Source organism: Gilliamella sp. LMG 34360 (genome assembly GCF_984568995.1).
Window position 1 is genome coordinate 150228 of sequence record NZ_OZ474900.1, and the last position, 13867, is coordinate 164094.

Genomic DNA, 13867 nt, shown 5'->3' on the forward strand with positions numbered 1-13867 from the left:
TTTTATTCAGATCACAGAGCAAATCTTAGATATAACCATTACATTTTACGAAGAAAAGCACAATAATTATCGTTGGCATACAGTAAACGATCATCGGCTCCTGAAAGGTAATTCGTACCTTTATCTAAATCATCTATCCAGCCTAATATTTGTGGGCGATATTGTGATGGCATTGTTATTCCTAATTATTCCTTTTGCTTTATTTTTATTTCTTGAGCAATCTAGTTATTGCACATGATATTTTTGCTTAATCTCACTCAGATGCTCGGGCGACAGGGCGTTAAACGCTTCCACCATCCATTCCGGCCAGCCTTGATCTTGGATGATATCCTTTTTAAAAGGCGTTTCTTGCTCCCATGTATATTTTCCGTCATTTAAACTGATTAGATCGTTAAAGCACATAAAATTATTGACCCATCCCCAGACCTGATAACTACCAATACCATTACGTTGTGGATCTAATAGCACATGGTCAATAGTTTTATGCGTGCCCGGCTCACACACCATTAAAATAGTAGTATTGAGTGAATAGGTGGAAAAGTTATGCACCACAACACCATGTAAATCGCCCCAATCATACTCTTTTATTCGTTTTTTATTAGGCTGTAAAAAATGAATCGGATTTTTAAATGAAGTAAAATTAAAGAAATAACTTTCATTAATATACACTTTATTGGTTTTACGATTAAAGATTATTGGACATCCCCGCCGTGTAAAAAGATTTTGGTATAATTCGGGAATCATTACATATAAAATCAGAATAGAACAAACTAAACCAGCTAATAATAAAAAGTAAATAGCCTTATTCTTACAACTTGGAAGTGAATAAGTTAATGATGGTATCAAAAAAAAACTCCCAATTATACAAATTAAGCTTATACATAAATAAAAAATCTGATCAGAAGATGTTTTGCGAAGGAAAGCGCAATAGTTATCGTTAGCATACAGTAAACGATCATCGGCTCCTGAAATATTTTTTGAGCCTTTATCTAAATCCCCTATCCAGCCTAATATTTGTGGACGATATTGTGATGGCATTGTTGCTCCTAATTATTCCTTTTTCTTTTTCTTTTTCTTTTTCTTTTTCTTTATTTTTATTTCTTGAGAAATCTAGTTATTGCACATGATATTTTTGCTTAATTTCAGTAAGGTGTTCGGGCGACAGAGCGTTAAATGCTTCCACCATCCATTCCGGCCAGCCTTGATCTTGGATGATATCCTTTTTAAAAGGTGTTTCTTGCTCCCACGTATATTTTCCGTCATTTAAACTGATTAGATCGTTAAAGCACATAAAATTATTGACCCATCCCCAGACTTGATAACTACCAATACCATAACGCAGTGGATCTAATAGCACATGGTCAATAGTTTTATGTGTGCCCGGCTCACACACCATTAAAATAGTGGTATTGAGTGAATAGGTGGAAAAGTTATGCACCACAATCCCATGTAAATCGGCCCAATCATACTCTTTTATTCGTTTTTTATTAGGCTGTAAAAAATGAATGGGATTTTTAAACGAAGTAAAATTAAAGAAATAACTTTCATTAATATACACTTTATTAGTTTTACGATTAAAGATTATTGGACATCCTCGACGTGTAAAAAAATTTTGATATAGTTCAGGAATCATTAGATATAAAACTAAAATAAAACAAAATAAAAATGTTAATAATAAAAAGTAAACTGTTTTACTATTACAACTTGAAAGCGCATAACTTAACGAGGGTATTAAAAAAATACTTGCAATTGTACAAATAAAACTTATACAAAAATAAAAAACCTGATCAGAAGATGTTTTGCGAAGAAAAGCACAATAATTATCGTTAGCATACAGTAAACGATCATCGGCTCCTGAAATATTTTTTGAACCTTTATCTAAATCCCCTATCCAGCCTAATATTTGTGGGCGATATTGTGATGGCATTGTTATTCCTAATTTTTCCTTTTGCTTTATTTTTATTTCTTGAGCAATCTAGTTATTGCACATGATATTTTTGCTTAATCTCAGTAAGGTGTTCGGGCGACAGGGCGTTAAACGCTTCAACCATCCATTCCGGCCAGCCTTGATCTTGGATGATATCCTTTTTAAAAAGTGTTTCTTGCTCCCATGTATATTTTCCGTCATTTAAACTGATTAGATCGTTAAAGCACATAAAATTATTGACCCATCCCCAGACTTGATAACTACCAATACCATAACGCAGTGGATCTAATAGCACATGGTCAATAGTTTTATGTGTGCCCGGCTCACACACCATTAAAATAGTGGTATTGAGTGAATAGGTGGAAAAGTTATGCACCACAACCCCATGTAAATCGGTCCAATCATACTCTTTTATTCGTTTTTTATTAGGCTGTAAAAAATGAATCGGATTTTTAAACGAAGTAAAATTAAAGAAATAACTTTCATTAATATATACTTTATTGGTTTTACGATTAAAGATTATTGGACATCCTCGTCGTGTAAAGAGGTTTTGATAGAATTCTGAAATAAACGTCAAATACATACCAATTGTATAAATTAGTAAACATGAAGTAATTACTAAAAAGATTTCAATATTTTCTTTTATAATTAGAACATCAAAAAAGTAAATATATATAGCAATAATTAAAAAATAAGAAATTATAACTATTGTAAATATAAATAAATAAAAAACCTGATCAGAAGATGTTTTGCGAAGAAGAGCACAATAGTTATCGTTGGCATACAGTAAGCGATCATCGGCACCTGAAAGGTAATTCGTACCTTTATCTAAATCATCTATCCAGCCTAATAATTGTGGGCGATATTGTGATGGCATTGTTATTCCTAATTATTCCTTTTGCTTTATTTTTATTTCTTGGGAAATCTAGTTATTGCACATGATATTTTTGCTTAATCTCACTCAGATGCTCGGGCGACAGGGCGTTAAACGCTTCAACCATCCATTCCGGCCAGCCTTGATCTTGAATGATATCCTTTTTAAAAGGTGTTTCTTGCTCCCATGTATATTTTCCGTCGTTTAAACTGATTAAATCGTTAAAACACATAAAATTATTGACCCATCCCCAAACCTGATAACTACCAATACCATAACGCAATGGATCTAATAGCACATGGTCAATAGTTTTATGCGTGCCCGGCTCACACACCATTAAAATAGTAGTATTGAGTGAATAGGTGGAAAAGTTATGCACCACAACACCGTGTAAATCAGCCCAATCATACTCTTTTATTCGTTTTTTATTAGGCTGTAAAAAATGAATCGGATTTTTAAACGAAGTAAAATTAAAGAAATAACTTTCATTAATATACACTTTATTGGTTTTACGATTAAAGATTATTGGGCATCCTCGACGTGTAAAAAGATTTTGATAAATTTCGGGTATGGATATATATATAGCAAGAAAGCAAGCAATTTGTGCGATAATAATAATAAGTGACATTAAACTTTCATTTTTATATAGTAAATCAGATAGTAATGAAAAAATTAAATAAATTGTCGGTATTAATCCAATAAAAACTATAGTAAAAATGCATAAATAAAATACCTGATCAGAAGATGTTTTGCGAAGGAAAGCGCAATAGTTATCGTTAGCATACAGTAAACGATCATCGGCTCCTGAAATATTTTTTGAGCCTTTATCTAAATCCCCTATCCAGCCTAATAATTGTGGGCGATATTGTGATGGCATTGTTATTCCTAATTTTTCCTTTTGCTTTGTTTTTATTTCTTGAGCAATCTAGTTATTGCACATGATATTTTTGCTTAATCTCAGTAAGGTGTTCGGGCGACAGGGCGTTAAACGCTTCCACCATCCATTCCGGCCAGCCTTGATCTTGAATGATATCCTTTTTAAAAGGTGTTTCTTGCTCCCATGTATATTTTCCGTCATTTAAACTGATTAGATCGTTAAAACACATAAAATTATTAACCCATCCCCAAACCTGATAACTACCAATACCATAACGCAGAGGATCTAATAGCACATGGTCAATAGTTTTATGCGTGCCCGGCTCACACACCATTAAAATAGTAGTATTGAGTGAATAGGTGGAAAAGTTATGCACCACAACCCCATGTAAATCGGCCCAATCATACTCTTTTATTCGTTTTTTGTTAGGCTGTAAAAAATGAATCGGATTTTTAAACGAAGTAAAATTAAAGAAATAACTTTCATTAATATACACTTTATTGGTTTTACGATTAAAGATTATTGGGCATCCTCGTCGTGTAAAAAGATTTTGATATAATTCAGGAATCATTAGATATATGGCCAGAAAGGAAAAAATTTGTCCAATAATAACAATAAGTAATATAAAATTTTCCTTTTTAGAAATTAAATCAAAAATTAACAAAAAGCATATGTAGATTGCTGGAATTAAACACACAATGATAATTGTAGAAATACATAAATAAAATACCTGATCAGAGGATGTTTTGCGAAGGAAAGCGCAATAGTTATCGTTAGCATACAGTAAACGATCATCGGCTCCTGAAAGATAATTCGTACCTTTATCTAAATCATCTATCCAGCCTAATAATTGTGGGCGATATTGTGATGGCATTATTATTCCTAATTATTCCTTTTTCTTTTTCTTTATTTTTATTTCTTGAGTAATCTAGTTATTGCACATGATATTTTTGCTTAATCTCAGTAAGGTGTTCGGGCGACAGGGCGTTAAACGCTTCTACCATCCATTCCGGCCAACCTTGATCTTGAATGATATCCTTTTTAAAAGGTGTTTCTTGCTCCCACGTATATTTTCCGTCATTTAAACTGATTAAATCGTTAAAGCACATAAAATTATTGACCCATCCCCAGACCTGATAACTACCAATACCATAACGCAGTGGATCTAATAGCACATGGTCAATAGTTTTATGTGTGCCCGGCTCACACACCATTAAAATAGTAGTATTGAGTGAATAGGTGGAAAAGTTATGCACCACAACCCCATGTAAATCGGTCCAATCATACTCTTTTATTCGTTTTTTATTAGGCTGTAAAAAATGAATCGGATTTTTAAACGAAGTAAAATTAAAGAAATAACTTTCATTAATATACACTTTATTGGTTTTACGATTAAAGATTATTGGACTACCTTTTCGTGTAAAAAGATTTTGGTAAATTTCAGGAATAGATAAATATAATCCAACAAAAGAAGCAATTAACATAACAATAAAAGTGATAAATATTAAAGTGTTTTCATCAGAATCTAAATCTAAATCTAAAATTATAGTTATAGATAAATAAATTAAAGGTATTGAAAGAATAAAAGCAATAGTAAAAATACATAAATAAAAAATCTGATCAGATGATGTTTTACGAAGAAAAGCACAATAATTATCGTTAGCATACAGTAAACGATCATCGGCTCCTGAAATATTTTTTGAGCCTTTATCTAAATCCCCTATCCAGCCTAATATTTGTGGACGATATTGTGATGGCATTGTTGCTCCTAATTATTCCTTTTTCTTTTTCTTTTTCTTTTTCTTTATTTTTATTTCTTGAGAAATCTAGTTATTGCACATGATATTTTTGCTTAATCTCAGTAAGGTGTTCGGGCGACAGGGCGTTAAACGCTTCCACCATCCATTCCGGCCAGCCTTGATCTTGGATGATATCCTTTTTAAAAGGTGTTTCTTGCTCCCACGTATATTTTCCGTCGTTTAAACTGATTAAATCGTTAAAGCACATAAAATTATTAACCCATCCCCAGACCTGATAACTACCAATACCATTACGCAGTGGATCTAATAGCACATGGTCAATAGTTTTATGTGTGCCCGGCTCACACACCATTAAAATAGTAGTATTGAGTGAATAGGTGGAAAAGTTATGCACCACAACCCCATGTAAATCGGCCCAATCATACTCTTTTATTCGTTTTTTATTAGGCTGTAAAAAATGAATCGGATTTTTAAACGAAGTAAAATTAAAGAAATAACTTTCATTAATATACACTTTATTGGTTTTACGATTAAAGATTATTGGACTACCTTTTCGTGTAAAAAGATTTTGGTATAATTCGGGAATCATTAAATATAGAGTAATAACAAACAAAATAATAATTAACGGAATCAAAAATATAGCTTTATGACTATTAGAATCTATTTTTATTAGTGTAAGTAAATATATTGATACTGGTATAATGAAAATCAATAAAAATGTAATAATACCACTAATACATAAATAAAAAATCTGATCAGAAGATGTTTTGCGAAGGAAAGCGCAATAGTTATCGTTAGCATACAGTAAACGATCATCGGCACCTGAAATATTTTTTGAGCCTTTATCTAAATCCCCTATCCAGCCTAATATTTGTGGACGATATTGTGATGGCATTGTTATTCCTAATTTTTTTCTTTTGCTTTGTTTTTATTTCTTGAGCAATCTAGTTATTGCACATGATATTTTTGCTTAATCTCAGTAAGGTGTTCGGGCGACAGGGCGTTAAACGCTTCCACCATCCATTCCGGCCAGCCTTGATCTTGGATGATATCCTTTTTAAAAGGTGTTTCTTGCTCCCACGTATATTTTCCGTCGTTTAAACTGATTAGATCGTTAAAGCACATAAAATTATTGACCCATCCCCAAACCTGATAACTACCAATACCATTACGTTGTGGATCTAATAGCACATGGTCAATAGTTTTATGCGTGCCCGGCTCACACACCATTAAAATAGTAGTATTGAGTGAATAGGTGGAAAAGTTATGCACCACAACACCATGTAAATCGACCCAATCATACTCTTTTATTCGTTTTTTATTAGGCTGTAAAAAATGAATCGGATTTTTAAATGAAGTAAAATTAAAGAAATAACTTTCATTAATATACACTTTATTGGTTTTACGATTAAAGATTATTGGGCATCCCCGCCGTGTAAAAAGATTTTGGTATAATTCGGGAATCATTAGATATATAGCAAACAAACTGACAATAACGCCAAATGATAATAAAATATCTATAATTTTTTCATCATTATCAATTGAGATTTCAAAACTAAAACTAAAATTAAATGAAAAATAAAAAATTATATAAAAAGTAAGGGATAATATTGATATTAAGGAAATAAATAAATAAAAAATCTGATCAGATGACGTTTTACGAAGAAAAGCACAGTAGTTATCGTTAGCATACAGTAAACGATCATCGGCACCTGAAATATTTTTTGAGCCTTTATCTAAATCCCCTATCCAGCCTAATATTTGTGGACGATATTGTGATGGCATTGTTGCTCCTTTTCGTTAATTAATTTTGTTAGACTTTTTGGTAATGACTAATGGAACTGCTTCACGGTTATTATACTCAATGATTATATGGTATTTTTTAATACTATTAGCACCAATTGTGCCTGCAATCCATTTATTAATAATTAACCCATCACTGTCAATACTATCACCTTGTTTAACCATAACATTTTTAATATCACTATATTTTGGTTTGCTTTCGATCACTTTTGTTCCATTCTCTAGAGTTTGCGTTAATTGAAATTCAGCTGGTTCATCGATATAACGCTCCCCAATTGAAGAAGGAAACTTGCTTATCAATGACGGCAGTTCATATTTATTGAAAAACATTTTTTTATCGGTGCAAATATATTTGTCGGTTACTGGATCACTTTTAATCTCTAAAACTTCAATACCGTTGGTTGTTACGCGGCATTTTAAATCGATATATTTATCGGTTACAACACTTGATTGGTTATCAAGATGTTCCCAGTTATAAAGATATAAACGAATGGAAGCCGTTAGCGCTTCGTTAGGATTGGCTTTGGCAAAATCGGGAATATCCACATAAAAATAGATGTGACGTTGAAAGATATTGGATGAATCAGGCATTGGTACTACAGGGGCACCATTATAAAGCGATTGCAAACGGATAAAGGTTTGAATGCCATAGATCATAACTGTATAGTCATTGAGCGCTAAACCAAAACCACTGTGTGAATAGCGATCTTCTTCATGATAAGCGTCATAACCTAAATATTCTAATTCTGCTTGATTGCCAAAATAGCAACGATTTAGCCAATGCTGAATAGGCGTGAATTTATCATATTTTTTACTGAATAAAATTAATAAACTACCAATAACCATTGCTACAATACCTATAACTATAGTTACAGGTGTACTAATTAATAATATTAGAGAACCAAATCCCAAAAAAATTGAACCTCCCAATCTAGCTGCAAAATATTTTTTATTTTCCATATCTAACATATCAAACGAACTTTTTAATTCACCAATGGCTTCAAGAACGGTGATTACTGTTGTTACTCTGGAAACTGTTTTATTAATTAGAGTATTTAATTTTAATTGACTACGAATGGCTTGCTTATTGGTATTAATAGCATTTTCTAATTGCTTATTGAGTTTAATATTTTGGTATTGACTGGTTAAATCAACACTCGTTAAAGCTAGTGATACCACATCTTTTATTAGTTGTACTTTTACTTTTTGTTCGCCACTGCCCTCTTTAGCAACTCCCCACTCTTTGAGAGTGTCTTTTATATTCATCAAAGTGACAACACATGATATTGCATCCACAGCCAGATTAATGGCAAAAGTTATTTTTCCAATTTTGATTTCGCTATTAACGCCTTCTAACTCAATTTTATTAATGACTGTTTCTAAATCAATTTTATTTTTGTTTGAAAGATCTCCTATCTTTTCTATTTTTTGGTTGATTTTTGTGGTTTTATTGCTAGTATTTTTGCTACTACCTTGATTTATTTTTTCATTGATTGACGTTTTATTTTTGGTTGCATTCTCAAGCTGTGCTTGAAGATTTTTTTGTTTATAAATTAGCTTAAAATAGTCTTTATACGCATTTTCAATAAATTTTTTTAATTCGTAGGGGTTTAATATCCCATTGGTTTTCTTAATAAACTCGACAAATAAACTTCTTGTTACTTTGTCTGGAAAACAGAGCGTAAATTTAGCTTTTCTGGTTTTAGTTGTACCTGTTTTAGTTACCTTTTCATCAATGTCAAAATTTTGCAAAAATTCCTGTTCGTGTGGATGATAAAGACCTCGATTAAAAAAACTTCGCTGCATTTGAGTAAATAAATTTTGGATTTTAGCGATATTCTCAGGTTTTATCTGTATATTAATTTCAACGGGCATTGCACCGATTCTGGCTAGTTGATCAAAAGCGTTAAGTCGCATCCACTGTGATTTTATAGGTATATGTAATTGGTCTTTAATTAGTACAGCCTGCTTTTTAAGAGCGGTATGATTTAATAAATCATTTCTATTAGCGCTCTGCCCTAAGTTTGACACATTTGGTTGAGCCATTTCTGACATTTGTTGATTAACCTTTTCAAGCTCTTTATTTAATGTTTGAATTTCAGCGTTGTACTTTCTTTTTACCTTTATCAATTCTTGAATTTCAGTTTGATTATGGACTGGAATACTCTTTTTTTTGCTTTCCAGTTGTTCTATTTTTTGCTGATTGATTTTAATTTCAGCTTCTAACTGTGCTTTATTCTGTTCTAATATATATTGTTTTCTTTTTAGTGCGTCTTTGTTTACTTCTTCAATTACTTTATTTACAACAGGTGCAAAACTCAAAACATTTGATATTATATCGCTAGGTTTGAGCAGTCGGTTATCCGTCAGTTCAACATACACTTCTTCATCACGATCAATACCTTTAGGATTATTATAGTCAATAATGTAATAGATACTTTCTGGATTGCTAAGCAGCTCATCCCACAAGGCGCTATCATTGGCAAATTTTATTTCTGAATGGGTTGAATCTAATAGTATTTGCGTAACTTCTGTTACATGCGCCATCAAGGCTGTTTCAACCGAAAAATCAAATTCACGTTGCCAAAAATGGACTAGGTTAAAGTTGCTTGGTTTTGATTCACCATAGTCCGATATAAACTCTTGCTTACCAAACAACCAGCGAACATAAGTATAATAATCTTGTGACCATTCTCGACAATAATTAACGACTTCGTTATAAGCTGACTCTAATTCGCTAGTAAAAATCTGAATTTTACCTTGATCAACACAATCATCAAAATCGTCTAATGCTTGCTTTTTGTCGGATGATAGATTGCCTATTATAGCTCGCATTCCTGCTGATACGGTAATACCGTTATAGACAAGATGATCATTACCAGAATTTACAACTTTTTCAATTTCTTCCTCTACTTTAGCAATTTCACGATCATAAAACGTTACAATTGACTGACGGTACTGAGTCATCAATTCAAATATCATCCGTTTTTTTAACATTCCAGCTTCATAATATTTAAAGCGTTGTTGCAAATCTGGATTGATTGTTTTGAGCATATTTTTGGCACGTTGTTCATAAATTTTGGTTTCTTTATCAATGTCATCCAAATTATCAATACTTTCTTCAGCAAGTTTTAATTCGTCATCGGTCAGCGGTTTTTCATTAAATATATGCAAATGCGAAAGCCGCTGAGAGTTTAGCTCTTCAGCAATACCAAAGGTATCTTCCACAACGACACCACATGAGGAATCTGATAATTGATTGACATGGTAGGCAAATAAACGTTTTTGATTATAAAGACTGACAAATGGATGTGCCGATTTGAAGTTTGTCAAAGGGTCTTTTTTTATTCTAAATTCAAGTACGTTACTGACACTTTCGGTATCATCCGCTTTACCAAAAATATCCGCAAAAGGTACTGCTCGATTGTTAGTTGCTTGATCGGGATCATCTTTCAATTTGGTTATATCAATATAGGTAAAACGAGACAGCGCCAGTTTGTCTTGTTCTTTAATATATTGATTAATTGTTTCGCTAGACCAAGGTTGTGATACATACGCTACCCATGCATTGGTATAGACTCGATCATCTAAATTAATAAATGAAGCTGGAATGGAGTGACAGGCATTGTAACACGCTTTTGATAATGGTCTTGGTTCTGTACCACTTAAACTATAAGCATCTTTTAAACGTAATGCACCATCAATACACTCATAAGCTTCAAGCATTCGTGTATTAATATCATCCCCTTTTTGTTGCATCACATAAACATAACCATTGCGCAGAGTACGCAAAATATAGCCATAATCTTTTAACTGTTCGTCAGGCATGCGATTTTTAAAGTTTATTTTTTGTGCATAATTAGCTAACGATTGATAATCAAGATCACTTTTTGCGCCTTCAAACGGAGCTAATTTAATTACCGCCTGACGCAGTAAAAACACCGGAATCCCTTTCCGCTCACATACAGGACATTTACCAGCCGCTTGTTTTTTATTTTGATTGGCGGTATTTATTTCTTTTTGCATGTTGGCTATTCCTTATTATTTTATTATTTTATTATTTTATTTATCTAATTTACTTAATGTTTGTACTTTCAATAATAATATTGGCATTATTAACTTGTGTTGATAGTGTTCCCGGTGTTTTTTTAGCAAGCTCAGTTAACATTAAAACTTTTGGATTTTGGGTAAAGGCTTGATGGTACCTTAAACCACAAATTCCCCAAAATAAGATATCACCAGCATCAACTAAACCTAATTGCTTGGCTTGCTCAACCAATTGTGTCGCCTCAGTGATAACATCTTTTGATAATGGTAAAGATTGTTGCTCTTCAAATTGTAATCGGTTATTTGCCCAAGCATTAACCAAAGTACGGATTATTCGAATATTTTTAATAGGCAGATTGTCATCAACATCCCAACTCGTTTCTGGTATAGTTTCTTTATTAGCAGTAAATTGAATAAATTTACCATTATGAATTGAAGGATAATAATAGTTGTAAATTTGAGAAAATTGCGCTTTTAACCACGCTTTACTTTGATTTGAGCCCACTTCATCTAAAAATTGCATCCGAAAAGGCTCAAAAAATGGGTAATACGATCCTTTTAAAGTTCGACCAATTGAATTACCAATATCGATTAATTGTTTTGCCAACGCTGACGGTTTTTGGTCACTAACCAGATAAGCACAGATATAACGTTGTGACCAAAAACGCTCTAATGTGGCTTGTCGGCTAATGTCATCAATAATGACATCATCGGTCAATATACTTGGCTCTGCCAATTGAATCAATGTCGGGCAAACACTCGGATCGTAATCTAGATCAGTACGTAATACTGTTGTTAGTTTTTTCTCACCAAAAGCTTTATTTTCGCCAAATTGTTGAGTTAGTTTTTCAAGTGATAACGGATTTGCCCAATGAAGTACAACCCTATTATCAATTAAAAGATAACGATATCGTCTAAAATTATCGTACCGATTTAGTTCATTGAACATTTTTAACCTTTTTTCGTACAGCGTTTATCATTAATTTCACTCATTTTTAGTAAAATAGTTCTTTTTGGTTAACACTCGTTTTTCATCGTATTACATTTTAAGTAGACATTATCGATGATTCTCAACTCAATGACGTTTTCGTTGATTTTAATAAATCAATCATTTAGATCTAACCTTGGGTTGACCGATAATTTTTTGTAGCTGAAAGTGGAAATAATTGAATAATCGCAAGATTGATTTAATTGTTCGTCTATTGCAACTAGAAAAATAGAAATTAATCTATTGGTTATAATATCAATTTCAAGCGAATCACGGTTTTTTAAAACCGTTTTAGAAAGTGCGTTAACACTGGCTGATGTTGTTTTTAAAAAAGATGTTTCCATTACTTCCTTACATATCCTAACAAGCTAAATTTTATTTATTATTTTTTAAAATGAAATATTTCCAATATTAACTTTAATATAAGTACATTTTGTATAAAGGATATAATTTATTTGTATGATTTTCAATCTGTTATTATATTTTTTTTAACTTAATTATGTGTGTTTTTTTATCAAGTTATAGTTAAATAACCATTATTAGCATGATTAAAATTACTCTGTTAGCAAGCTAAATAATGGATACAAAATGTCAATTAACTGTAACACTTATTCATTTAATTTTAATGCTAAAAATTAGCATTTATTTAAAATAATGTGATTAAAGATGACGATAATGGTATTAATTGAATTTATCATTGCAAATGATAATTATTGAAATACAAATATTTTGTTTTTATAACTGTTATTGCTTAATATATTGTTGAGTATTTTTGAGATAATTAATACTAAGTTTATTGTCAATTAATATAATAATTTTAATACATTAGGAATTAGGAACCCATGCATATACATTTTATAGTCCACGAAGAATTTGAAGCACCAGGTGCTTATGAGCAATGGGCGAAAATACATCAACATACTATTAGTTATTCGCGGGTTTATCTTGGTGAAGCGCTACCTGATAATATCAATCACATTGACTTTTTAATTATCATGGGCGGACCACAATCACCAGCAACAACAAAGCAAGAGTGTGCACATTTTGATTCATTAGCTGAACAAGCAGTAATTTTGTCAGCCATTGAAGCAGGGAAAGTCGTTATCGGTGTTTGCTTAGGTTCACAATTGATTGGTGAGGCATTAGGTGCGACTCATGAACACAGCCCAGAAAAAGAAATTGGCAAATTCCCAATTACATTAACCGAAGTTGGAAAACATCACTCTTTATTTACGCATTTTGGTGATGAATTAGCGGTAGGTCATTGGCACAATGATATGCCGGGATTAACAAAAGATGCACAAATAATTGCGTATAGTGAAGGCTGTCCGCGGCAAATTATTGCTTATGGTAAATTGGTTTATGGTTTTCAGTGTCATTTAGAATTAACACATGAAGTCATTGAAAAACTCATTTCTCATTCGTTAAACGATCTGAATCAAGCTGCAAATTATCGTTTTGTTGATACGCCCGATATGTTACGAAAACATGATTATAGCCAAATGAATTTAAAGCTTTTTGTTTTTCTTGATAAGTTAAGCATTAATTATTTATCACTTATAAAAAAATAATCAATTCAGTGGTTAGGATG

At 32.1% G+C, this 13867-nt stretch carries 13 protein-coding genes; 1 reads left to right on the forward strand and 12 read right to left on the reverse strand.

Annotated elements, in window-relative coordinates:
• Positions 1 to 38 precede the first annotated feature (38 nt).
• The 12 genes from AC5LW9_RS00770 to AC5LW9_RS00825 all read right to left on the reverse strand — a co-directional run bounded on the left by AC5LW9_RS00770 (position 39) and on the right by AC5LW9_RS00825 (position 12620).
• Positions 39 to 173 carry a hypothetical protein gene (locus AC5LW9_RS00770; RefSeq protein WP_276327396.1) on the reverse strand — a complete coding sequence of 45 codons (135 nt, stop codon included), beginning with the start codon at positions 171 to 173 and terminating at the stop codon, positions 39 to 41.
• Positions 174 to 225: 52 nt separating this feature from the next.
• Positions 226 to 1038, reverse strand: coding sequence for a DUF6708 domain-containing protein (locus AC5LW9_RS00775; RefSeq protein WP_493456130.1), 813 nt, complete (start codon positions 1036 to 1038; stop codon positions 226 to 228).
• A 76-nt stretch (positions 1039 to 1114) separates the two neighbouring features.
• Positions 1115 to 1927, reverse strand: coding sequence for a DUF6708 domain-containing protein (locus AC5LW9_RS00780; protein WP_493456131.1), 813 nt, complete (start codon positions 1925 to 1927; stop codon positions 1115 to 1117).
• A 52-nt stretch (positions 1928 to 1979) separates the two neighbouring features.
• Positions 1980 to 2804, reverse strand: coding sequence for a DUF6708 domain-containing protein (locus tag AC5LW9_RS00785; RefSeq protein ID WP_493456132.1), 825 nt, complete (start codon positions 2802 to 2804; stop codon positions 1980 to 1982).
• Between the two features lie 52 nt (positions 2805 to 2856).
• Entirely contained in the window at positions 2857 to 3678 is an 822-nt protein-coding gene (locus tag AC5LW9_RS00790; RefSeq protein ID WP_493456133.1) for a DUF6708 domain-containing protein, read from the reverse strand.
• 52 nt (positions 3679 to 3730) lie between these two features.
• Positions 3731 to 4552: a DUF6708 domain-containing protein gene (locus tag AC5LW9_RS00795; RefSeq protein WP_493456134.1), complete on the reverse strand. Its 822-nt coding sequence runs from the start codon at positions 4550 to 4552 to the stop codon at positions 3731 to 3733.
• Positions 4553 to 4610: 58 nt separating this feature from the next.
• Entirely contained in the window at positions 4611 to 5438 is an 828-nt protein-coding gene (locus AC5LW9_RS00800; protein ID WP_493456135.1) for a DUF6708 domain-containing protein, read from the reverse strand.
• 70 nt (positions 5439 to 5508) lie between these two features.
• Positions 5509 to 6333 (reverse strand): DUF6708 domain-containing protein, encoded by an 825-nt coding sequence (locus tag AC5LW9_RS00805; protein ID WP_411627072.1) that lies wholly within the window; start codon positions 6331 to 6333, stop codon positions 5509 to 5511.
• Between the two features lie 53 nt (positions 6334 to 6386).
• Positions 6387 to 7223 carry a DUF6708 domain-containing protein gene (locus AC5LW9_RS00810; protein WP_493456136.1) on the reverse strand — a complete coding sequence of 279 codons (837 nt, stop codon included), beginning with the start codon at positions 7221 to 7223 and terminating at the stop codon, positions 6387 to 6389.
• A gap of 15 nt (positions 7224 to 7238) precedes the next feature.
• The gene (locus AC5LW9_RS00815) at positions 7239 to 11267 is read right to left on the reverse strand and encodes a toxin VasX (protein WP_493456137.1); all 4029 of its coding nucleotides are present in this window, start codon (positions 11265 to 11267) and stop codon (positions 7239 to 7241) included.
• 49 nt (positions 11268 to 11316) lie between these two features.
• Positions 11317 to 12237: a hypothetical protein gene (locus AC5LW9_RS00820; RefSeq protein ID WP_493456138.1), complete on the reverse strand. Its 921-nt coding sequence runs from the start codon at positions 12235 to 12237 to the stop codon at positions 11317 to 11319.
• A 155-nt stretch (positions 12238 to 12392) separates the two neighbouring features.
• A complete protein-coding gene (locus AC5LW9_RS00825) occupies positions 12393 to 12620 on the reverse strand; it encodes a hypothetical protein (RefSeq protein WP_493456139.1) in 228 nt (75 codons plus the stop codon).
• A 498-nt stretch (positions 12621 to 13118) separates the two neighbouring features.
• Between AC5LW9_RS00825 and AC5LW9_RS00830 the strand changes: the two genes are divergently transcribed.
• Positions 13119 to 13847: a type 1 glutamine amidotransferase gene (locus AC5LW9_RS00830; RefSeq protein ID WP_039128322.1), complete on the forward strand. Its 729-nt coding sequence runs from the start codon at positions 13119 to 13121 to the stop codon at positions 13845 to 13847.
• Positions 13848 to 13867 lie beyond the last annotated feature (20 nt).